This is a genomic window from Massilia aurea (genome assembly GCF_040790145.1).
GTDB classification, from domain to species: domain Bacteria; phylum Pseudomonadota; class Gammaproteobacteria; order Burkholderiales; family Burkholderiaceae_D; genus Telluria; species Telluria aurea_C.
On the sequence record NZ_JBFMMP010000020.1, the window covers coordinates 40,009 to 61,836 of the forward strand.

23 protein-coding genes and 1 pseudogene are annotated in these 21,828 nt (G+C 63.2%); 22 read left to right on the forward strand and 2 right to left on the reverse strand.

The features are described from left to right. Positions 1-6 precede the first annotated feature (6 nt). The 22 genes from AB2N08_RS20470 (at position 7) to AB2N08_RS20575 (ending at position 20,706) form a co-directional block, all read left to right on the forward strand. Entirely contained in the window at positions 7-600 is a 594-nt protein-coding gene (locus AB2N08_RS20470) for an NADH-quinone oxidoreductase subunit C (RefSeq protein ID WP_367612748.1), read from the forward strand. Continuing rightward, the gene (locus tag AB2N08_RS20475; protein ID WP_367612749.1) at positions 600-1,853 is read left to right on the forward strand and encodes an NADH-quinone oxidoreductase subunit D; all 1,254 of its coding nucleotides are present in this window, start codon (positions 600-602) and stop codon (positions 1,851-1,853) included. The genes AB2N08_RS20470 and AB2N08_RS20475 overlap by 1 nt, the downstream gene beginning before the upstream one ends. Positions 1,854-1,871: 18 nt before the next feature. Next, on the forward strand, positions 1,872-2,348 hold the full coding sequence (gene nuoE, locus AB2N08_RS20480; protein WP_367612750.1) for an NADH-quinone oxidoreductase subunit NuoE: 477 nt from the start codon (positions 1,872-1,874) through the stop codon (positions 2,346-2,348). Next, positions 2,345-3,640, forward strand: coding sequence for an NADH-quinone oxidoreductase subunit NuoF (gene nuoF / locus AB2N08_RS20485; RefSeq protein WP_367612751.1), 1,296 nt, complete (start codon positions 2,345-2,347; stop codon positions 3,638-3,640). The genes nuoE and nuoF overlap by 4 nt, the downstream gene beginning before the upstream one ends. Positions 3,641-3,661: 21 nt before the next feature. Further along, on the forward strand, positions 3,662-6,004 hold the full coding sequence (gene nuoG / locus AB2N08_RS20490) for an NADH-quinone oxidoreductase subunit NuoG (RefSeq protein WP_367612752.1): 2,343 nt from the start codon (positions 3,662-3,664) through the stop codon (positions 6,002-6,004). Next, positions 6,004-7,095 carry an NADH-quinone oxidoreductase subunit NuoH gene (gene nuoH / locus AB2N08_RS20495; protein WP_367612753.1) on the forward strand — a complete coding sequence of 364 codons (1,092 nt, stop codon included), beginning with the start codon at positions 6,004-6,006 and terminating at the stop codon, positions 7,093-7,095. Before nuoG ends, nuoH begins: the two co-directional genes overlap by 1 nt. 10 nt (positions 7,096-7,105) lie before the next feature. Next, positions 7,106-7,594, forward strand: coding sequence for an NADH-quinone oxidoreductase subunit NuoI (nuoI, locus tag AB2N08_RS20500; RefSeq protein WP_183557692.1), 489 nt, complete (start codon positions 7,106-7,108; stop codon positions 7,592-7,594). A gap of 31 nt (positions 7,595-7,625) precedes the next feature. Continuing rightward, a complete protein-coding gene (locus AB2N08_RS20505; RefSeq protein WP_367612754.1) occupies positions 7,626-8,312 on the forward strand; it encodes an NADH-quinone oxidoreductase subunit J in 687 nt (228 codons plus the stop codon). Continuing rightward, positions 8,309-8,617: an NADH-quinone oxidoreductase subunit NuoK gene (gene nuoK / locus AB2N08_RS20510; protein WP_183557698.1), complete on the forward strand. Its 309-nt coding sequence runs from the start codon at positions 8,309-8,311 to the stop codon at positions 8,615-8,617. Before AB2N08_RS20505 ends, nuoK begins: the two co-directional genes overlap by 4 nt. Positions 8,618-8,656: 39 nt before the next feature. Further along, positions 8,657-10,795: an NADH-quinone oxidoreductase subunit L gene (gene nuoL / locus AB2N08_RS20515; protein ID WP_367612755.1), complete on the forward strand. Its 2,139-nt coding sequence runs from the start codon at positions 8,657-8,659 to the stop codon at positions 10,793-10,795. Between the two features lie 22 nt (positions 10,796-10,817). After that, positions 10,818-12,320: an NADH-quinone oxidoreductase subunit M gene (locus tag AB2N08_RS20520; protein ID WP_367612756.1), complete on the forward strand. Its 1,503-nt coding sequence runs from the start codon at positions 10,818-10,820 to the stop codon at positions 12,318-12,320. A 6-nt stretch (positions 12,321-12,326) separates the two neighbouring features. Next, positions 12,327-13,841, forward strand: coding sequence for an NADH-quinone oxidoreductase subunit NuoN (nuoN, locus tag AB2N08_RS20525; RefSeq protein WP_370662441.1), 1,515 nt, complete (start codon positions 12,327-12,329; stop codon positions 13,839-13,841). 3 nt (positions 13,842-13,844) lie between these two features. Further along, a complete protein-coding gene (locus AB2N08_RS20530) occupies positions 13,845-14,171 on the forward strand; it encodes a DUF2818 family protein (protein WP_367612757.1) in 327 nt (108 codons plus the stop codon). Positions 14,172-14,403: 232 nt separating this feature from the next. Then, complete coding sequence (locus tag AB2N08_RS20535) at positions 14,404-14,961, forward strand: NUDIX domain-containing protein (protein ID WP_367612769.1); 558 nt, start codon at positions 14,404-14,406, stop codon at positions 14,959-14,961. A gap of 5 nt (positions 14,962-14,966) precedes the next feature. Beyond that, positions 14,967-15,662, forward strand: coding sequence for a hypothetical protein (locus tag AB2N08_RS20540; protein WP_367612758.1), 696 nt, complete (start codon positions 14,967-14,969; stop codon positions 15,660-15,662). A gap of 5 nt (positions 15,663-15,667) precedes the next feature. Then, positions 15,668-16,390 (forward strand): 2-C-methyl-D-erythritol 4-phosphate cytidylyltransferase, encoded by a 723-nt coding sequence (gene ispD, locus AB2N08_RS20545; protein ID WP_367612759.1) that lies wholly within the window; start codon positions 15,668-15,670, stop codon positions 16,388-16,390. Between the two features lie 29 nt (positions 16,391-16,419). Beyond that, entirely contained in the window at positions 16,420-16,935 is a 516-nt protein-coding gene (gene ispF / locus AB2N08_RS20550; protein WP_367612760.1) for a 2-C-methyl-D-erythritol 2,4-cyclodiphosphate synthase, read from the forward strand. A 40-nt stretch (positions 16,936-16,975) separates the two neighbouring features. Next, entirely contained in the window at positions 16,976-18,232 is a 1,257-nt protein-coding gene (locus AB2N08_RS20555; RefSeq protein ID WP_367612761.1) for an MFS transporter, read from the forward strand. 2 nt (positions 18,233-18,234) lie between these two features. Continuing rightward, positions 18,235-18,540, forward strand: coding sequence for a hypothetical protein (locus AB2N08_RS20560; RefSeq protein ID WP_367612762.1), 306 nt, complete (start codon positions 18,235-18,237; stop codon positions 18,538-18,540). A gap of 75 nt (positions 18,541-18,615) precedes the next feature. Then, the gene (locus AB2N08_RS20565; RefSeq protein WP_367612763.1) at positions 18,616-19,170 is read left to right on the forward strand and encodes an NADPH-dependent FMN reductase; all 555 of its coding nucleotides are present in this window, start codon (positions 18,616-18,618) and stop codon (positions 19,168-19,170) included. Further along, positions 19,167-20,081 (forward strand): ion transporter, encoded by a 915-nt coding sequence (locus AB2N08_RS20570; RefSeq protein WP_367612764.1) that lies wholly within the window; start codon positions 19,167-19,169, stop codon positions 20,079-20,081. Before AB2N08_RS20565 ends, AB2N08_RS20570 begins: the two co-directional genes overlap by 4 nt. Positions 20,082-20,091: 10 nt before the next feature. After that, positions 20,092-20,706 (forward strand): flavin reductase family protein, encoded by a 615-nt coding sequence (locus AB2N08_RS20575; RefSeq protein WP_367612765.1) that lies wholly within the window; start codon positions 20,092-20,094, stop codon positions 20,704-20,706. Between the two features lie 61 nt (positions 20,707-20,767). Here the strand turns inward: AB2N08_RS20575 and AB2N08_RS20580 are convergent, their stop codons facing one another. After that, positions 20,768-21,565 carry a hypothetical protein gene (locus AB2N08_RS20580; protein ID WP_367612766.1) on the reverse strand — a complete coding sequence of 266 codons (798 nt, stop codon included), beginning with the start codon at positions 21,563-21,565 and terminating at the stop codon, positions 20,768-20,770. A gap of 138 nt (positions 21,566-21,703) precedes the next feature. Then, positions 21,704-21,828 (reverse strand): annotated as a pseudogene (locus AB2N08_RS20585) (IS1595 family transposase); the annotation flags it as partial.

Here is a 21,828-nt window from a genome sequence, read left to right on the forward strand (position 1 = left end):
TACTCCATGACGACAAAACTCGAAACCCTTCAACTCGCCCTGCAGACTGCCCTGGGCGAGGGCGCTGTCATTTCGGCGGCGCTGGGTGAAGTCACGGTGGTGGTCAAGGCCGCCGATTACCTCCGCTCGATGACCGCCTTGCGTGATACGCCGGCGCTGGCCTTTGAGCAGATGATCGACCTGTGCGGCGTCGACTATTCGGAATATGGCGAAGGCACCTACGAAGGCCCGCGTTTTGCGGTCGTCGTGCACCTGCTCTCGCTTGCCCACAACTGGCGCGTGCGCGTGCGGGTGTTCTGCCCGGACGACGACATGCCGCTGGTCGAATCGATCACGGCGATCTGGCGCGCCGCCAACTGGTTCGAGCGCGAAGCGTTCGACCTGTTCGGCATCCTGTTCGACGGTCACGGCGACCTGCGCCGCATCCTCACCGACTACGGTTTCATCGGCCACCCGTTCCGCAAGGACTTCCCGGTCTCGGGCTATGTCGAAATGCGCTACGACCCCGAGCAGAAACGCGTGATCTACCAACCCGTCACGATCGAACCGCGCGAGAACATTCCCCGCGTGATTCGCGAAGAGACCTACGGGACGAAATAATGGCTGAGCTTAAGAACTACACCCTGAACTTTGGTCCGCAGCACCCGGCAGCGCACGGTGTGTTGCGCCTCGTGCTCGAACTCGACGGCGAGGTGATCCAGCGCGCCGACCCGCACATCGGCCTGCTGCACCGTGGAACCGAGAAGCTGGCAGAAACGCGCACCTATCTCCAGTCGGTTCCGTACATGGACCGCCTCGACTACGTGTCGATGATGTGCAACGAGCACGGCTATGTGATGGCCATCGAGAAGCTGCTGGGTATCCAGGCGCCGATCCGCGCCCAGTACATCCGCACGATGTTCGACGAAATCACCCGCATCCTGAACCACCTGATGTGGCTCGGCGCGCACGCGCTCGACATCGGCGCCATGGGCCCGTTCCTGTATTGCTTCCGCGACCGCGAAGACCTGTTCGACGTCTATGAAGCGGTATCGGGCGCGCGCATGCACGCGGCCTACTACCGCCCGGGCGGCGTGTACCGCGACCTGCCAGACACGATGCCACAGCACAAGGCGTCGCCAATCCGCAGCGCCAAGGCGATCGACGCGCTGAACGAACACCGCCAGGGCTCGGTGCTCGACTTCCTCGACGCGTTCACGAAGCGCTTCGACGGCTATGTCGACGAGTACGAAACCCTGCTGACCGATAACCGTATCTGGAAGCAGCGTACGGTCGGCATCGGTGTGGTCTCGCCAGAAGACGCGAAAGCGATGGGTTTTACCGGCGCCATGCTGCGCGGCTCGGGCATCGCCTGGGATCTGCGCAAGACCCAGCCGTACGCAGCGTACGACAAGGTCGAATTCGATATTCCTGTGGGCACCAACGGCGACTCGTACGACCGCTACCTGGTGCGTGTGGAAGAGATGCGCCAGTCGAACCGCATCATCAAGCAATGCATCACCTGGCTGCGCGCGAACCCGGGCCCGGTCATGATCGACAACAACAAGATTGCGCCGCCGAACCGGATGGACATGAAGTCCAATATGGAATCGCTGATTCACCACTTCAAGCTGTTCACCGAAGGCTTCCACGTCCCCGAGGGCGAGGCGTACGCCGCGGTCGAACATCCGAAGGGCGAGTTCGGCATCTATATCGTCTCCGACGGCGCCAACAAGCCATACCGCCTGAAAATCCGCACGCCGGACTATGTCCACCTGCAGAGCCTCGACGAAATGGCGCGCGGACACATGATCGCCGACGCGGTGGCCATCATCGGCACGCAAGACATCGTGTTCGGTAGTATCGATCGATAGTAAAGGGTGGAAGAGACCATGTTATCCCCGCAGTGTTACCAAAAAATCGATCGCGAGCTGGCCAAGTACCCAGCCGATCAACGCCAGTCGGCCGTGATGGCGTCGCTGGCGCACGCCCAGGTCGAACTGGGCTGGCTGTCGCCAGAGACGATGCAAGAGCTGGCCGACTACATCGGCATGCCGGCCATCGCCGTGCAAGAAGTCGCGACTTTCTACAATATGTTCAACGTGAAGCCGGTTGGCCAGCACAAGATCACCGTGTGCACCAACCTGCCATGCGCGTTGTCGGGTGGCGAACGCGCGGCCCAGCGCATCAAGGATGCCCTGAACATCGACTTCCGTGACACCACGGCGGACGGCAAGTTCACGCTGATGGAAGGCGAGTGCATGGGCGCTTGCGGCGATGCACCGGTCATGCTGGTGAACAATCACCGCATGTGTTCGTTCATGAGCGACGCCAAGATCGACGCCCTGCTTGAGGAACTGAACAAATGACCAGCCTGCACGATCGTCACATCAAGCCGCTGATCCTGAAGGATCTGAACGGTTCCAACTGGCACCTGAACGACTACGTCAACCGTGGTGGTTACTCGGCGCTGCGTCGCATCATCGAAGAAAAGATCACGCCCGAGCAGATCATCGCCGACATGAAGGCGTCGGGTCTGCGCGGCCGCGGCGGCGCCGGTTTCCCGACCGGCCTGAAGTGGAGCTTCATGCCGCGCCAGTTCCCGGGCCAGAAATACCTCGTCTGCAATACCGACGAAGGCGAGCCGGGCACGTTCAAGGACCGCGACATCATCCGCTACAACCCGCATGCGCTGATCGAAGGCATGGCCATCGGCGCCTACGCGATGGGCATCACCGTGGGCTACAACTACATCCACGGCGAGATCTTCGAGGATTACCTGCGCTTTGAAGAAGCGCTGGAAGAAGCGCGCGCCGCAGGCTTCTTGGGTGACAATATCCTGGGCAGCACGTTCTCGTTCCAGCTGCACGCGCACCACGGTTACGGCGCCTATATCTGCGGCGAAGAAACCGCGCTGCTCGAGTCGCTCGAAGGCAAGAAGGGCCAGCCGCGCTTCAAGCCGCCGTTCCCGGCCTCGTTCGGCCTGTACGGCAAGCCAACGACGATCAACAATACCGAGACCTTCGCTGCGGTGCCGTTCATCCTGAACATCGGCGCCGAGAACTACATGGCGCTGGGCAAGCCGAACAACGGCGGCACCAAGATCTTCTCGATCTCGGGCGACGTCGAGCGGCCTGGCAACTACGAAGTCCCGCTGGGTACGCCATTTGCGACCCTGATGGAACTGGCGGGTGGCATGCGCGGTGGCAAGAAGATCAAGGCCGTGATTCCAGGCGGTTCGTCGGCGCCAGTGGTGCCGGGCGAGCAGATGATGCAAACCGACCTCGACTACGATTCGATCGCGAAAGCCGGCTCGATGCTGGGTTCGGGCGCCGTGATCGTGATGGACGAGACGCGCTGCATGGTCAAGTCGCTGCTGCGCCTGTCGTACTTCTACTATGAAGAATCGTGCGGCCAGTGCACGCCATGCCGCGAAGGCACGGGCTGGATGTACCGCATGGTGCACCGCATCGAGCATGGCCAGGGCCGACCGGACGACATGGATCTGCTGAACAACATCGCTGACAACATCAAGGGCCGCACGATTTGCGCGCTCGGCGATGCGGCGGCGATGCCGGTGCAGGCCATGATCAAGCACTTCCGCGAAGAATTTGAATATCACATTGAGCACAAGCACTGCCTCGTGCCCTCATACCTTTAAACCAGGTCAGGTAACGATCCCATGGTTGAAATCGAATTAGACGGCAAGAAAGTTGAAGTCCCACCAGGTTCAATGGTGATGGACGCCGCAAACAAGCTCGGTACGTACATTCCGCACTTCTGCTATCACAAGAAATTGTCGATCGCTGCGAACTGCCGCATGTGTCTCGTCGAAGTGGAAAAGGCGCCGAAGCCGCTGCCAGCATGCGCGACCCCGGTCTCGCCTGGCATGATCGTGCGCAGCCACAGCGACAAGGCCGTGCAGGCCCAGAAGTCGGTGATGGAATTTTTGCTCATCAATCACCCGCTCGATTGCCCGATCTGCGACCAGGGCGGCGAGTGCCAGTTGCAAGACCTGGCGGTCGGCTACGGCAAGAGCGGCTCGCGCTACGAAGAAGAAAAGCGCGTGGTGGCCCCGAAAGAAGCGGGCCCCCTGATCTCGATGGAAGAGATGTCGCGCTGCATCCAATGCACCCGTTGCGTGCGCTTCGGCCAAGAGGTTGCCGGCGTCATGGAATTCGGCATGCTGGGCCGCGGCGAACATTCCGAAATCACGACCTTTGTCGGCAAGACCGTCGACTCGGAAGTGTCGGGCAATATGATCGACCTGTGCCCGGTCGGCGCGCTCACCAGCAAGCCATTCCGCTACAGCGCACGTCCGTGGGAACTGCAGCGCCGCAAGTCAGTCTCGCCGCACGATTCGCTGGGCGCGAACCTGATCGTCCAGGTCAAGGGCGGTCGCGTCATGCGCGTGCTGCCACTTGAAAACGAAGCGGTCAACGAGTGCTGGTTGTCGGACAAGGAGCGTTTCTCGTACGAAGCGCTGAACAACACCGACCGCCTGACCAAGCCAATGATCAAGCAGGGCGGCATGTGGCAGGAAGCCGAGTGGCAAACTGCCCTCGAGTACGTCGCTCACGGCCTGCGCAATATCCGTCATGAACACGGCGCCGACGCGATTGCCGCTGTCGCTACCGCGCACTCGACCGTCGAAGAACTGCACCTGCTGAACAAGGCCGTGCGCGGCCTGGGTTCGGACAACGTCGAGTTCCGCCTGCGCCAGAGCGATTTTTCGCTCGACGGCCAGGTCACGCCATGGCTCGGCATGCCGATCGCCCAGCTGAGCACGCTCAAGCGCGCGCTGGTCATCGGCTCGTTCCTGCGCAAGGATCACCCGCTGGTCACGACGCGCCTGCGCGCCGCCACCAAGTCGGGCCTGCGGCTGTCGCTGGTTGCCGGCGCGGATGATGAACTGCTGATGAAGGTCGCGCACAAGCTGATCGCCGCGCCAAGCGACTGGCTCGTGGCGCTGTCCGAAATCGTCGTCGCCATCGCGGCCGACAAGAGCATCGCCGTGCCAGCCGGCTTCGAGCACATCGAAGCGTCGGACATCGCAAAAGCCATCGCCGCCTCGCTGGTCGTCGTCGGCGACGTCGACCTGCCAGGCGCGATCCTGCTGGGTAACGCTGCCGCGCAACATCCGCAAGCATCGAAAATCCACGCCGCCGCGCAGTGGATCGCCGAGCAGACCGGTTGTTCGTTCGGCTACCTGGTCGAATCGGCCAACAGCATTGGTGGCCACCTGGTGGGCGCCACCTCGGGCAAGAACGAAGCACCGTTCGCCACGCCAAAGAAAGCCTACGTGCTGCTGAACGCCGAGCCGCAACTGGACGCCGCCAACCCGCAGCAAGCCACCGCTGCGCTGGCTGGCGCCGAGATGGTCGTGGCCATGTCGGCCTTCAAGCATGGCCTGGACTATGCCGACGTGCTGCTGCCGATCGCGCCGTTCTCGGAAACCTCGGGCACGTTCGTCAATTGCGAAGGCCGCGCACAGAGCTTCAACGGCACCGTGCGTCCACTGGGCGACACCCGTCCAGCCTGGAAAGTACTGCGCGTGCTGGGCAACCTGCTGGGCCTGCAAGGTTTTGATTACGACACGTCGGAATCGATCCGCGACGAGCTGTTCGGCAAGGGCGTCACCGATCTGTCGGACAAACTCAACAACAAGGCCGCGCTGGCCCCGACCGTCGGCGCCTACGCCCCGGCCGGCCAGCTCGAGCGCGTGACCGACGTGCCGGTGTATTTCACCGATGCGCTGGCGCGCCGCGCCGAACCGCTGCAACGCACCGCCGACGCCAACGCGCCGCTGGTGACGCTGTCGAAAGCGGTTGCCGAATCGATCGGCGTCAAGGCTGGCGACAGCGTCACCGTCACCCAGGGCGCCGGTTCGGCCGTGCTGGTGGCGGCCGTTGACGTCACCCTGCCGTCGAACGCGGTCCGTGTCGCCGCCGGCCATCCGGCCGTCGCGACCCTGGGCGCCATGTTCGGTTCCATCCAAGTTGCAAAAGCAGGGGAGAGCAAGTAATGGCCGCGCCCGGTTACATTGATTCATTCAACGCCGGCGGTGCAGACCTGCTCGGCCCGGTCTGGCCAATTGTCTGGACCCTGATCAAGATCATCGCGGTCGTTGCACCGCTGATGATCGCGATTGCCTACGCCACGCTGTGGGAGCGCAAGTTCATCGGCTGGATCCAGATCCGCGTCGGTCCGAACCGCGTCGGCCCTGGCGGCCTGCTGCAGCCGATGGCCGATGGCCTGAAGCTCCTGATCAAAGAGATCGTGATTCCGGCCAAGGCGAGCAAAAGCCTGTTCGTGATCGGTCCGGTCATGACGATCATGCCGGCACTGGCTGCCTGGTCGGTCATTCCGTTCGGCCCGCAATTTGCGCTGGCCGACGTGAACGCCGGCGTGCTGCTGCTGATGGCGATCACCTCGGTCGAGGTCTACGGCATCATCATCGCCGGCTGGGCCTCGAACTCGAAGTACTCGTTCATGGGCGCCATGCGCGCATCGGCACAGATGATCTCGTACGAAATCCCGATGGGCTTCGTGCTGGTGGTCGTGCTGATGGTGACGGGCAGCCTGAACCTGTCGGCCATCGTTGCCGGCCAGCAGATGGGCATGTTCGCCGACTGGGGCGTGAAATTCCTGTCGTGGAACTGGCTGCCGCTGTTCCCGCTGTTCCTGATCTACCTGATTTCGGGCCTGGCCGAGTGCGGCCGTCACCCGTTCGACGTGATCGAAGGCGAGTCCGAGATCGTCGCCGGTCACATGGTCGAGTACTCGGGCATGTCGTACGCGATGTTCATGCTGGCCGAGTACGGCAACATGATCCTGATCGCCTGCCTGGCCTCGCTGTTCTTCCTCGGCGGTTGGTCGGCGCCGTTCGGCTTCCTCGATTTCGGTGGCACCCTTGGCGGCCTCGTCGGCTTCTTCTGGCTGTTCCTGAAAACGTTCTGCCTGGTCACGTTCTTCATCTGGGTGCGCGGTACGTTCCCACGTTACCGTTACGACCAGATCATGCGTCTGGGCTGGAAAGTGTTCATTCCGATCACGCTGATCTGGCTGGTGTTCATCGCCGCCTGGATGCAGACGTCGTGGAATATTTGGAAGTAAGGGGGCGCACATGTCACGTATGAAAGAAATCCTCGGCAGCCTGATGCTGACCGAGTTGATCAAGGGCCTGGCCCTGACCGGCCGCTACGCACTGTCGCGCTCGATCACGGTGCAGTACCCGGAAGAAAAGACCCCGATGTCGAACCGCTTCCGCGGTCTGCATGCGCTGCGCCGCTACCCCAACGGGGAAGAGCGCTGCATCGCCTGCAAGCTGTGCGAAGCGGTGTGCCCGGCCATGGCGATCACGATCGAGTCGACCCAGCGCGAAGACGGCACCCGCCGCACCTCGCGCTACGACATCGACCTGACCAAGTGCATCTTCTGCGGCTTCTGCGAAGAATCGTGCCCGGTCGACTCGATCGTCGAAACGCACGTGCTGGAATACCACGGTGAAAAACGCGGCGATCTCTACTACACCAAAGAGATGCTGCTGGCCGTGGGCGACCGCTACGAAACCGAGATTGCCGCTGCCCGCGAGGCGGACGCCAAGTTCCGCTGAGTGTTAATTACAAGAGGCTCCTGGGTTAGTCATGACATTTACTGATATTTTGTTCTACGTGTTCGCGGCCGTGATGGTGCTGGCCGGCCTGCGCGTCATCACCGCCAGGAACCCGGTTCACGCCGCGCTGTTCCTGGTGCTGGCCTTCTTCAACGCCGCCGGTATCTGGCTGCTGCTGAAGGCCGAATTCCTCGCCATCGTGCTGGTGCTGGTCTATGTCGGCGCCGTCATGGTGCTGTTCCTGTTCGTGGTCATGATGCTCGATATTAATATCGACCGCATGCGCGAAGGTTTCTGGGGCTTCCTGCCGCTGGCGTCCGGCGTCGGCGCGTTGATCGTGCTCGAGATGGGCGCCGTGCTGTGGCACGGCTACAGCAACTTCCAGCAAACACCGGAAGCAGCTGCCCTGAACATCGGCGGCACCAAGGAACTGGGCCTGCAGATCTATACCCGCTACATCTACGGCTTTGAAATTGCCGCCGTGGTGCTGCTGGTGGCGATCATCGCTGCCGTTGCCCTGACGCTGCGCCGCCGCAAGGACAGCAAGGCCATCGACCCGGGCGCCGCCGTGCGCGTCAAGCGCAACGACCGCCTGAAGATCATCAAGGTCGCGACCGTGAACCAGCCGGCCATCGACGCTGCAAACGTGGCCAAGGCGGCAGCCGCCGCTGCTGCTGCCGCAGGCCCGGCCGCGACCGAACCGAAGGAAAGCAAATGACCGTCTCCCTCGCACACTATCTGATCCTGGGCGCGATCCTGTTCGCGATCTCGGTGGTCGGTATCTTCCTGAACCGGAAGAACATCATCATCTTGCTGATGGCCATCGAATTGATGCTGCTGGCGGTGAACCTGAACTTCATCGCGTTTTCCCACTACCTGGGCGACGCGGCGGGGCAGATCTTCGTGTTCTTCATTTTGACCGTCGCGGCCGCTGAATCTGCCATCGGCCTGGCGATCCTGGTGGTCCTGTTCCGCAACCTGGACACGATCAACGTGGAAGACCTCGACAGCCTCAAAGGCTGATCGGTCTCGCTCGATAACTTATAACGAATAAGGTTCAACATGGCGGGGCAAATTTCAACCTCACTCTTACTGGCGGTGCCACTGGCGCCGCTCGCAGGCTCGGCAATTGCCGGTCTGCTCGGTACCAAGTTCCTGGGCAATGTCGTCGGCCGCAAGGTGTCGCATACCGCGACCATCCTCGGCGTGGCGATTGCGCTGGTCATCTCGGTCATGACCCTGATGGCCGCGATGGACGGCTTCACGCTCAACCAGGACCTGTACACCTGGATGACTGTCGGCTCGCTCAAGCTGGCCGTCGGCTTCCAGATCGACACGCTGACCGCGATGATGATGTGCGTCGTCACGTCGGTCTCGCTCATGGTCCACATCTACACGATCGGCTACATGGCCGAGGATGACGGCTACAACCGCTTCTTCTCGTACATCTCGCTGTTCACGTTCGCGATGCTGATGCTGGTCATGTCGAACAACTTCCTGCAGCTGTTCTTTGGCTGGGAAGCAGTGGGCCTGGTTTCATATCTGCTGATCGGTTTCTGGTACACGCGGCCAACGGCGATCTTCGCCAATATGAAGGCGTTCCTGGTCAACCGCGTGGGCGACTTCGGCTTCATTCTCGGGATTGGTCTCATTCTCAGCGCCGCCGGTTCGATGAATTATGTCGAGGTGTTCGCCAAGGCCGACCAGCTGGCCCTGATGACGGTGCCGGGCACCGACTGGCCACTGCTGACCGCTGCCTGCATCTGCCTGTTCATCGGCGCGATGGGCAAGTCGGCCCAGTTCCCGCTGCACGTCTGGCTGCCTGACTCGATGGAAGGCCCGACCCCGATCTCGGCACTGATCCACGCCGCGACGATGGTTACCGCCGGCATCTTCATGGTGTCGCGCATGTCGCCGCTGTTCGAACTGTCTGACGGCGCGCTGTCGTTCATCATCGTCATCGGTTCGATCACCGCGCTGTTCATGGGTTTCCTGGGCATCATCCAGAACGACATCAAGCGCGTGGTCGCGTACTCGACGCTGTCGCAACTCGGTTACATGACCGTGGCACTGGGCGTGTCGGCCTATTCGGTCGCCGCCTTCCACCTGATGACGCACGCGTTCTTCAAGGCATTGCTGTTCCTTGGCGCCGGCTCGGTCATCATGGGCATGCACCACGACCAGGACATGCGCAATATGGGCGGCCTGCGCAAGTACATGCCGATCACCTGGATCACTTCCTTGATCGGTTCGCTCGCCCTGATCGGTACGCCATTGTTCTCGGGCTTCTACTCGAAGGATTCGATCATCGAGGCAGTGCACGCGAGTAACCTGCCAGGCACCGGCTTCGCGAACTTCGCGGTGCTGGCCGGCGTGTTCGTCACGGCGTTCTACTCGTTCCGCATGTACTTCCTGGTGTTCCATGGCGAAGAGCGTTTTGGCAAAGCCCATGCGCACGATCACCACGACGATCACGCGCATGACACGCACCACAAGGCCGCTGCAAACGATCATTCAGATCCGCACGCGCTGCACGATTCGGATGTGCATCATGAAGAGGAATCGCATAGCGATTCCAAACACGACGACCATGGCCACCACGGCCTGGCCCCGGGCCAGAAGCCGCACGAGTCGCCTTGGGTGGTGACAGTGCCGCTGGTCCTGTTGGCGATCCCGTCGATGCTGATCGGTTTCTTCACGATCCAGCCAATGCTGCATGGCACGTTCTTCGATGGCGTCATCACCGTGAACCCGTCCCACCCGGCCATGGCCGAACTGGGCGAGATGTTCCACGGCGCCGGCGCGATGGCACTGCACGGCCTGCAGACCGCACCGTTCTGGCTGGCACTGGCGGGCGTCGTTGCAGCGTACTACTGCTACATGATCAATCCGCGCGTGCCGGCCTGGTTCTACGCCAAGCTCAAGCCGCTGCACACCCTGCTCGACAACAAGTACTACATGGATGCGTTCAACCAGAAAGTCTTCGCTGGCGGCTCGCTGCTGCTGGGCGGCGGCCTGTGGAAAGTCGGCGACCGCGGCCTGATCGATGGCCTGGTCGTCAACGGCAGCGCCAAGGCAGTCGGCTGGTTCTCGACCATCACCCGTAAAGCACAGACCGGTTACATCTACCACTATGCGTTCGTGATGATCGTCGGCGTGCTGGCGGCCATGCTGTACTTCTTCCCGTTCTGGCGCGGTTAATCACAGGCAGAGATAACGAAAAATGATGCAGTCTACAATTTCAACATTTCCACCGTACCTGAGCCTGGCCATCTGGCTCCCGATCCTGTTTGGCGTGCTGATCCTGGCCGTTGGCCGGGACAAGAACGCCGGCATGGTACGCATGCTCTCGCTCGTGGGCGCCATCGTCAGCCTGTTGCCGACGATTCCCCTGATCACGAACTTCGACAATGCCCACGTCGGCATGCAGTTCTTTGAAGAAGCGGCCTGGATCGAGCGCTTCAACATCTTCTACCGCCTGGGCGTCGATGGCCTGTCGCTGTGGTTCGTGCCGCTGACCGCCTTCATCACGATCATCGTCGTGCTGGCGGCCTGGGAAGTGATCCAGGAACGCGTCGCCCAGTACATGGGTTCGTTCCTGATCCTGTCGGGCCTGATGATCGGCGTGTTCTGCGCGCTGGACGGCCTGCTGTTCTATTTCTTCTTCGAAGCCACCCTGATTCCGATGTTCATCATCATCGGCGTGTTTGGCGGCCCGAACCGGGTGTATGCGGCCTTTAAATTCTTCCTGTACACGTTCTTCGGTTCGCTGCTGACGCTGGTCGCGATCATCTACCTGTACAACGCCTCGGGCTCGTTCAACATCCTCGCGTGGCACGACCTGCCGTTGACGATGAAAGAGCAGATACTGATCTTCATCGCCTTCTTCATGGCCTTCGCCGTCAAGGTGCCGATGTGGCCGGTGCACACCTGGCTGCCGGACGCCCACGTCGAAGCGCCAACCGGCGGCTCGGTCGTGCTGGCGGCGATCATGCTGAAACTCGGTGCCTATGGTTTTCTCCGGTTCTCGCTGCCGATCACCCCGGACGCAAGCCAGTACCTGGCGCCGGTCGTCATCGGCCTGTCGCTGATCGCCGTGATCTACATCGGCCTGGTTGCCCTGGTCCAGAAGGACATGAAGAAACTGGTGGCGTACTCGTCGATTGCCCACATGGGCTTCGTCACGCTGGGCTTTTTCATGTTCAACGACCTGGGCATGCAGGGCGGCCTGATGCAGGCAATCTCGCACGGCTTCGTGTCGGGCGCGATGTTCCTGTGTATCGGCGTGCTGTACGACCGTGTGCACTCGCGTGAAATCGCTGCCTACGGCGGTGTGGTCAACACCATGCCGAAGTTCGCCGCCTTCGTCGTGCTGTTCTCGATGGCCAATGCCGGCCTGCCGGCAACCTCGGGCTTCATCGGCGAGTTCATGGTGATCCTGGGCGCGGTCGAGTTCAACTTCTGGACCGGCCTGGCATCAGGGACCGCCCTGATCCTGGGCGCGGCGTACTCGCTGTGGATGGTCAAGCGCGTCATCTTCGGACCAATCGCCAACAAGCACGTTGCCGAACTGGTCGACCTGAACGGCCGCGAGTTCGCCATCCTGTCGGTGCTGGCCATCGCCACCCTGGCCATGGGCCTGTACCCGGCGCCGATCGCCGAGACCCTGCAGGTGTCGGTCACCGACCTCCTGCAACATGTCGCAGTCAGCAAAGTGCCTCAATAAAACGCCATGAATGAAATGACCCCGACCCTGTTATCGGCAGCCGACACCAATCTGGTGCCGGTGTATGCCGAGATCTTCCTCCTGATCGCGACCTCGGCGATCCTGTTGATCGATATGTACATGAAGGCTGGCAAGCGCGACCTGACCTACGCGCTGTCGCTGCTCGCGATCGCCGGTTGCGCCGTGTTCTCCTTCGTCGACTTCAACGCCGGCACGACCGTGTTCACGTTCAGTGGCATGTACGTGTCCGATCCGATGTCGAACCTGCTCAAGCTGTTCACCTACCTGGCCACGGCCATGACCCTGATCTATTCGCGCCAGTATGTTGGCCAGCGCGACATGATGTCGGGCAACCTGGGCGGCGAGTTCTACGTGCTCGCGCTGTTCTCGATGCTGGGCCAGATGATCATGATCTCCGGTAATAGCATGCTGTCGATCTACCTCGGCCTCGAACTGATGTCGCTGTCGCTGTACGCCCTGGTGGCCATGCGCCGCGATCACGCGATCTCGACCGAAGCGGCGATGAAGTACTTCATCCTCGGCGCACTGGCCTCGGGCTTCCTGCTGTACGGCATGTCCATGATCTACGGCGCCACCGGTTCGCTCGACATCACCACCATCGGGCAGGTCACGAGCGCAGGCCAGGCCGACCCGATGATCCTGGTCTTCGGCCTGGTGTTCCTGGTGGCCGGCCTGGCGTTCAAGCTCGGCGTGGTGCCATTCCACATGTGGGTGCCGGATGTGGTGCAGGGCGCCCCGACGGCGGTCACGCTGCTGTTGGGCGGCGCGCCGAAGCTGGCGACGTTCGCCATCGTGATCCGCCTGCTGGTCGAAGCGCTGCCGTCGATGGCAACCGACTGGCAGCAGATGCTGATGGTCGTGGCCGTGCTGTCGCTGGCGTTCGGTAACATCACCGCCATTGCGCAGACCAATATCAAGCGCATGCTGGCGTACTCGACCATTGCCCAGATGGGCTTCGTGGTCCTGGCTCTGGTGGTGGGCAATATCGGTGGCGATACCACCGATGCCGCTGCCGCCTACAGCGCCGGTATGTACTACACGATCATCTATGTGCTCACGACGGTCGGTACCTTCGGCCTGATCATGATGCTGGCGCGCGCCGGCCATGAAGCCGAGCTGATCAGTGACTTCAAGGGTCTGGGCAAGCGCAGCCCATGGTTCGCGATCATCATGACGATCCTGATGTTCTCGCTGGCCGGCGTGCCGCCAGCGGTGGGCTTCATCGCCAAGTACGCGGTGCTGCAGGCGGTTGCCAATGCCGGCATGGTGTGGCTGGCGGTGGTGGCGGTGATGTTCTCGCTGATTGGCGCGTTCTACTACCTGCGCATCGTCAAGACCATCTGGTTCGACGACGCCGTGGACACCTCGGCCATCTCGACCCCGCTGGACATGCGCATCATCATGTCGCTCAATGGCGTGGCAATCGTGGTACTGGGCGTGATCCCCGGCAGCCTGCTGGCAATCTGCTACAGCGCCATGCAGGCCACGCTGGTCAAGTAAGGCGTGGATCTGAATTTGGCCGCCTGGCTGGTGGTGCTGCTCGCACTGGCCGCCGCCAACCTGCCTTTCATAAACGAGCGCCTGTTCGGGCTCGTGGCGCTTCCCAGCCGCAAGCCGGCGGGGGAGCGGCGGGTCAAGCCGTTGATCGTGCGGCTGCTCGAACTGGTGGTGCTGTATTTCGTGGTGGGATCCGTTGCCCGCCTCCTGGAGTCGCGCATCGGGTCGGTCGCCGTGCAGACCTGGGAGTTTCATGCGGTGACCGGGTGCTTGTTCCTGGTGCTGGCGTTTCCCGGGTTCGTGATGCGGTATTTGTACAAGCCGCGCAGGTAGTCGTTAGCTTCAGCACGTCGTTCCCGGCCTCGTCGGCCACCTTGGCGGGAACCCAAGTCAGTCAGCAGGCCACGTACGCAATTGTGGCCAGTGCATGAGAACTTGGGGGGGGCAATGCCAGTGGCATTGTTCCCGCCTTCGCGGGAACGACGTTTTTGGGGTAACGGAAAATGAAAAACTCCCCCGTTTCGCTTATGATTCCTCGTATCGCAGCTACAACGATCTGGAGCACATAGTGTCGGAACTGAAAGAAACCCGCCTCGATGGCGGCGTCGTCTACGATGGCCACTTCCTGAAGGTCGAACGCGACCGCATCCGTCTGCCCGACGGCAAGGAAACCCATAGGGAATACATCCGCCACCCCGGCGCCGTTGTCATCCTGCCGCTGCTGCCCGATGGCCGCATCCTGCTCGAGCGCCAGTTCCGCTATCCGAACGGCAAGGTCTTCATCGAATTCCCGGCCGGTAAAATCGATCCGGGCGAAGACCACCTCGACTGCGCCAAGCGCGAACTGGTCGAGGAGACCGGCTACAGCGCAAGTAAATGGCGCTTCGTCTGCACCATCCACAACGCCATCGCGTATTCCGACGAGCACCTCGAGATCTTCCTGGCCGAAGACATGACGCAGGGCGAGCAACGGCTCGATGCCGGCGAATTCCTCGAACTGTTCACCGTCACCCTGCCCGAACTGCTCGACCTCGTGCGCCGTGGCGAGATCACCGACGTCAAGACGATCATCGGCGCCTTCTGGCTCGAGAAGATCCTGGCCGGCGACTGGACGCCCGCCTGAGCACGATGCACCGTTGGTTGTTCGCGGCAGCGCTGTCCCTGTTTGTCTCGTCGGCGTGGGCGCAGGCACGCACGCCGCTGCAGGCGCGCTGCGAAGACACGATCGGCGAGAGCATCTCGGTGCTGTCCACGCGCGAGCAGGGCTATCGCATCGACAACACGCGCTCGTACCACGACCTCACGCGCCTGATGCCCAGCGCGCGGCGCGGCTCGTGGGTGCTGGGCCTGACGCACACCGAAGCGCGGGTACGCATCAATGTCGGCGGGCGCATGCTGGCCGACCCGGCCACCGGCTACGAATGCGTGGCGCCGCGCATCGATGTGAGCCTCGATTACGCCCCCATCGTCGTGTATGTCAGTCGCGAATTTCCACCTGCGTCGTGCGCCTACCGCGAAGTGCTGGCCCACGAAATGCGGCACCTGACCACGTACCAGAGTTTCATGCCGAACGCCGAAGCGACCGTGCGCGCCCGACTGGCGGGGCGCTTTGCCGGCAAGCCGTTGTATGCGCCGATCGGCCAGGCGCAGGCGCTGTTGCAACGTGAGATCGACCGCAGCTGGATGCCGTACATCAAACGCGAGATGGCCAGGGTCGAACTGCTCCAGGCCGCGATCGACACGCCGCAGGAATATGCTCGCCTGGGCAAGGTTTGTGCAGGTGAGGTACAGTCCTTGCTGAGACCCGCAAGAAAAAGTAGTTGATGACAATGAATGAACACCCAGATGCACAACGCCGCTACGTGGCCTTGATTCCGGCTGCCGGCGTCGGCGCACGCATGGCTGCCGGCAGCCCCAAGCAATACCTGGCCATCGGCGCGAAGCCCATGTTGCGCCACACGGTCGATGCCTTTCTTTCCAGCCCGCTGATCGCTCACACGTATGTGATCGTGAGCGCCGACGACCCGTTCATCGACGCCGTGCTGCATGACGCGAACGATGCCGGCAGCCGCGTCACCGTGCTGCGCTGCGGCGGCGCGACGCGCATGGAATCGATCCGCAATGGCCTGCACGCCGTGCGCGACCTGCTTGCCGATACCGACCACGTGCTGGTGCACGACGCCGCGCGCCCTGGCCTGAACGCCGCGCTGATCGAGCGCCTGATCACCGAGACGGGCGACCATGCAGCCGGTGGCCTCCTGGCCCTGCCGGTGGTCGACACCGTCAAGCGCAGCATCGGCGGCGACATCGCCACGGTGGCGCGCGCCAACCTGTGGCTGGCCCAGACCCCGCAGATGTTCACCTACGTGCTGCTGTGCCGCGCACTTGACGCGGCGAACGACCCGGCCGCGATTACCGATGACGCCAGTGCGGTTGAAGCACTCGGTCTGGCCCCCAGATTGGTGGAAGGGCACCCGCGCAACCTGAAAGTCACGCTGCCATCGGACATCCGCATCGCCGAGATGTACCTGGCCGCCGACGCCTCCATTTGACCAATACAAGAAACCAAGAAACGACCATCATGGCACTCGCATCCTACAATCCCACCCCGCCGTTTCGCATCGGCACCGGCTATGACAACCACGCGCTGGTCGAAGGGCGCAAGCTGATCGTCGGCGGCGTGACCATCCCGCACCGCCTGGGCCTGCAAGGCCACTCCGACGCCGACGTGCTGCTGCACGCCATCATCGATTCGCTGCTGGGCGCCGCTGCGCTGGGCGACATCGGCAAGCATTTCCCGGACACCGACCCCATGTTCGCCGGCGCCGATTCGCGCACGCTCCTGCGCGAAGTCGCGCACCGCGTGCTGCATGCCGGCTACACGATCGGCAATATCGACGCGACCATCATCGCGCAGCAGCCGAAGATGGCGCCGCATATCCCGCTGATGGTCTCGCGCATCGCCGAAGACCTGGGCGTCTCGCCCCAGCAAGTGAACATCAAGGCCAAGACCAACGAGAAGCTCGGCTACCTGGGCCGCGAAGAGGGCATGGCCGCGCAATCGACCGCGTTGCTGATCCGCGCCGCCGCCGACTGAACTGCAAGCAGTGTAAGGACGGGCAGACTATAATTGCCCGATGAATAACGCTCCCGCCCACCTGTCGCCGCGCGCGGCCTGGACCCTGATCCTGGTTGCCAGCGCCGTGATGATGATCACGATGGGCGCGCGCCTGACCAGCGGCCTGTTCCTCTCGCCCCTGAACACCGCCACCGGCCTGGGCGTCGCCACCATCAGCTTCGTGATGGCCGTGGCGCAGCTGATGTGGGGCGCGGCGCAGCCCGTGTTCGGCGCCGTGGCCGACAAATATGGCCCGGGGCGCGTGATCGCCCTTGGCGGCCTGATGCTCGCAGCCGGCACGGCCGCCACGCCGTTCGTGCAATCCGAATGGGCGCTGCTGCTGACCATGGGCTTCTTGTCGGCAGCCGGGGCAGGGGCGGGCAGCTTCTCGATCCTGATCGGCGCCACCGCCCAGCGCCTGCCGCCCGAACGCCGCGCGTTCGCGTCGGGCTTCATCAATGCTGGTGGCTCGTTCGGCCAGTTCGTGTTCGCGCCGCTGATGGGCGCAATCATCGCCAGCGCCGGCTGGATCGTGGCGATGCTGACGATGGCGGCGACCACGTTGCTCACGATTCCGCTGGCCTGGCCGCTGCGGCGCAAGCGCGCTGCCGTCGCGCCGGTTGCCGCTGCGGTCGCACCGGTCGTTCCGGGAGTGCCCACCATCGCCCTCGGCCAGCAACTGCGCCAGGCCATGCGCGACCGCAGCTACCTGTGCCTGCACGCCGGCTTTTTCACCTGCGGCTTTCATATCGCTTTTCTCGTCACCCACTTGCCGGGCGAAGTGGCCATGTGCGGCTTGCCGACGGCAGTCGCAGGCACGGCGCTCGCGCTGATCGGCCTGTTCAACATCGCCGGCAGCCTGTCGGCCGGCATGCTCGCCTCGCGCTATCGCATGAAGTCGCTGTTGTTCTGGATCTACGCCAGCCGCGTGGTGATCGTCGGCCTGTACCTGCTGGCGCCCAAGGCCGAATGGACGTTCTATATTTTTGCCGGCGCGCTCGGCTTTACCTGGCTCGCCACCGTCCCGCCCACGGCGGGCCTGGTCGGCAAGCTGTTCGGCGTGCGCTACCTGGCCACGCTGTTCGGGATGACCTTGCTGTCGCACCAGATCGGCGGCTTTTTCGGCGCCTGGCTGGGCGGTCTGGCGGTCGTGCACACGGGCGACTACAGCTGGATGTGGTACGCCGACATGGCCCTGGCCGCAGCCGCCGCCCTGATCAACCTGCCGATCCGCGAAGCGCACGTGGTGCGCGCACCGACGCTGGCGAAGGCATAGCCATGGCGCGCGACGCATGGGCGTACCGCGAGGTGGCGGTGGAATCGCGGCTTGACCATCGTGGCCGGCCCTGCATCGGCCCCGTCTCGGGCCAGGCGTTTTCAACGGGCATGCGCGTGCAGTGCTCGCGCAGCCTGCTTGATCTTTCCGTGCATCCGCTCGGCACGCGCTTTTTGCTGTCGGTACGGATCAGCGACCGCCAGGGCGGCGAGCCCTATCTGTATGCGTGGCATGGCGATCCGGTCGTGGTGTTGACCAAGGCGAGGCTCAAGCGCTTTCTCGAGATGTACCGGCGCCTGCGCCTGTAACAGCACCAGCGTGTCGGCGAAACTGGTTATCATGGGGCATGGGTAACATGAATCATCAACAATAAAAGGATCCACATGACCACCAAGAAAATCGCCGTCCTCGTGGGCAGCCTGCGCAAGGAATCGTTCACCCGTCGCGTCGCCCAGAGCATGATCGAGCTGGCGCCCGAGGGCTTCGAGCTCTCGATCGTTGAACTGCGCGACCTGCCGCTCTACAACGAGGATGACGAGACCGCCACGCCGCCGGCCGCCTTCACGGTGTTCCGCGAGGCGATCAAGGGCGCCGACGGCATCCTGTTCTGCACGCCGGAATACAACCGCTCGGTGCCCGGCTCGCTCAAGAACGCCATCGACGTCGGCTCGCGCCCGTATGGCAAGGCGGCGTTTGCCGACAAGCCGTGCGCCGTGGTCAGCGTGTCGCCGGGCGCCCTGGGCGGTTTCGGCGCCAACCACCATCTGCGCCAGATGCTGCCGTTCCTGAACATGCCGACGATGCCGGCGCCGGAAGCGTATGTCGGCGGCGTGGCAACGAAGTACGAGGGCGACAAGCTGGTCGACGACGGCACGCGCGTGTTCTTCGAGAAATTCATGGTCGCCTTTGGCGCATGGGTCACGCAGCACGCTCGATGACCCGCACGACCGACAACACTTCCGTTCCAGCCTCGCCGCGTGATCTGCCAACCCTGCTGGGCCGCCCGCCCGGCGGTTGGCGCGCGCGCATGTTCGACGTCATCTTCGGCAACGACACGCCGGCCGGGCGCCGCTTCGACATCGCCCTGGTCGCGATCATCCTGCTCAGTATTCTCACGGTGGTGCTCGACAGCGTGCCGGCCATCGGCGAGCGCTACGCCGCGCAGATGTCGGCGCTCGAATGGAGCTTCACGATCTTCTTCACGCTCGAGTACATCGCGCGCCTGATCTGCATCCAGCGGCCGATGCGCTACGCGCGCAGCTTTTATGGCGTGATCGACCTGGTGTCGGTGCTCCCGACCTGGATTTCACTGCTGGTTCCGGGCAGCCAGGTGTTCCTTGACGTGCGCATCCTGCGCCTGTTGCGCATCTTCCGCATCCTCAAGCTCACCCGCTATGTCGAAGAGTACACGCGCCTGGGCGAGGCGCTGGTGGCCAGCAAGCGCAAGATCATGGTGTTTCTTTCTGTGGTGCTGATGCTGATCCTGATTCTCGGCACCGTGATGTACGTGGTCGAGGGCCCCGAGAATGGCTTTACCAGCATCCCGATGGCGATGTACTGGGCCACCGTCACCATTACCACGGTCGGCTATGGCGACATGACGCCGCACACGCCGCTCGGCAAGGCGATCGCCTCGTTCATGATGCTGCTCGGCTGGGGCATCCTGGCCGTGCCGACGGGGATCGTCAGTGCCGAGATGACGTCGCAGAAGCTCTCCCGTCACGCGCCGCGCGGCGAGCCGCGTACGTGCCCCGCCTGCGCCAGCAAAGACCACGATCCGCGCGCGCACTTCTGCAAGGATTGCGGCGTGGCGCTGGCGCCGCAAGCCGGGCATCTCACCAACGCTTGATTGAAAACCCATGTCGATCCACTTCTACGAACCACGCCACGGCCACGGGCTGCCCCATGATCCCTTCAATGCGATTGTCGGCCCGCGCCCGATCGGCTGGATCTCGTCGCAGGGGCAGGACGGCGTGCTGAACCTGGCCCCGTACAGCTTCTTCAATGCTTTCAACTATGTGCCGCCAATCGTCGGCTTTGCCAGCATCGGCGCCAAGGACACGCTGCGCAATGTGCAGGAAAGCGGGGAATTCGTGTGGAATCTCGCGACCCGTGAACTGGCCGAAGCGATGAACGCCTCGTGCGCCGCCGTCGGACCGGAGGTCGATGAGTTCGCGCTGGCGCAGCTCACGCCCGCGCCGTCACGCCTGGTGGGCGCGCCGCGCGTGGCCGAAAGCCCGGTGGCGTTCGAGTGCAAGGTGACGCAGATCGTTCAGCTGCAGCGCACGGGCGGCGAGACGGTGCCGACCTGGCTCGTGCTGGGCGAAGTGGTGGGGGTGCATATCGCGCAGGCAGCGCTGAAGGACGGCGTCTACGACACCGCAAGCGCCGGCCATATCCTGCGCGGCGGCGGACCGGCCGATTACTTTTCGATCGGGCCGGAGCAGCTGTTCCAGATGCACCGGCCGCGCTGATTGATGGGCCGGCGCCCGCGCCGCGCACCACGATGGCATGCGGCGCACCGGATTGGTGGGCTTACGCCATGGCCACGTGTTGTGCAAAACGTGGTGCAGCGCGGCCCGGCAATGGTGCAGTCGGGCGTGCCAGCGTTACCGATACCGGTGCGCTGGCGTCGCGTTCGAGCCAGTAATTGAACTGGCCGAAGCTCGGCAAGCCGCCAGCGTCCTGGCCCTGGAAGAAGTCAGCCAGCATCTGGCGATAGGCGGCGCGGCGCGAAAAGTCGTCGTGGCTGGCGGCATAACGCGCAGCCGCGGCGCGGAAGATCGCACGCATCCGTTCGTCGGCATTGGTGCCAGTGGCGGCGCCCTTGCGTGGCCGGCCGCGCTTGATGCCGGCGGTGACGGCGCGCGTGCGGCCCGGTGCGCCCGAGTTGCCGTAGTCGGGCAACAGCGCGTCCGGCGTCTGGCCCCGTTCCCAGTAGCGGCGCAGGTAGCGCAGGATGCTGGACTTCGAGATGCCGTGCGCGGCAGCATAACCGGCCATCAGGATGGCGCGTTCGCGCGGCTGGTACAGCGCATGGCGGTCGGCGTGCAGGGCGCGTACGGCCGACCATGCCTTGGCCTGCAGCGCAAGGTAACCTTGCGGCACCGGCTCTTGCGGCGGCGCAGCCGCGAACGGGTCGACCAGCAAGCGGCGTGCACCGCCGGCGCGCAACGCTTCCTCGAGATCGCGCAGCAGCGTCGGCTCGGGCAGGGCGGAGTGGCTGCCCAGGCGATACGTCCAGGCCAGCTCCTGGGGGCGGTCGATCCAGAGGATGCGGATCGTATGGCCATTCATGCCCGTGTATTCGAGCACATCGTTTTGGGTAAACATCGACTTCTCCCGCAGTTCAGTGTGCTTTTTTACATGCAAGGATCGGGCCAGCCTGCTTGTCACGGCAATACGAATAGCGGCGAGCACTTTTGGTGCATGCCAAAGGCGCATGGGGCCTATCCGAAGGCGCTGTCACCGTTATCTGTAGATCAGACTGACTGCGATACGTAGCAATTGTTCGACGGTCATTATCCGGCCGCCGTCAAGTGCCCACCACCAACCCAGATAGTTCGGCAGGTAACGCGACGCCACGCCATTGAACC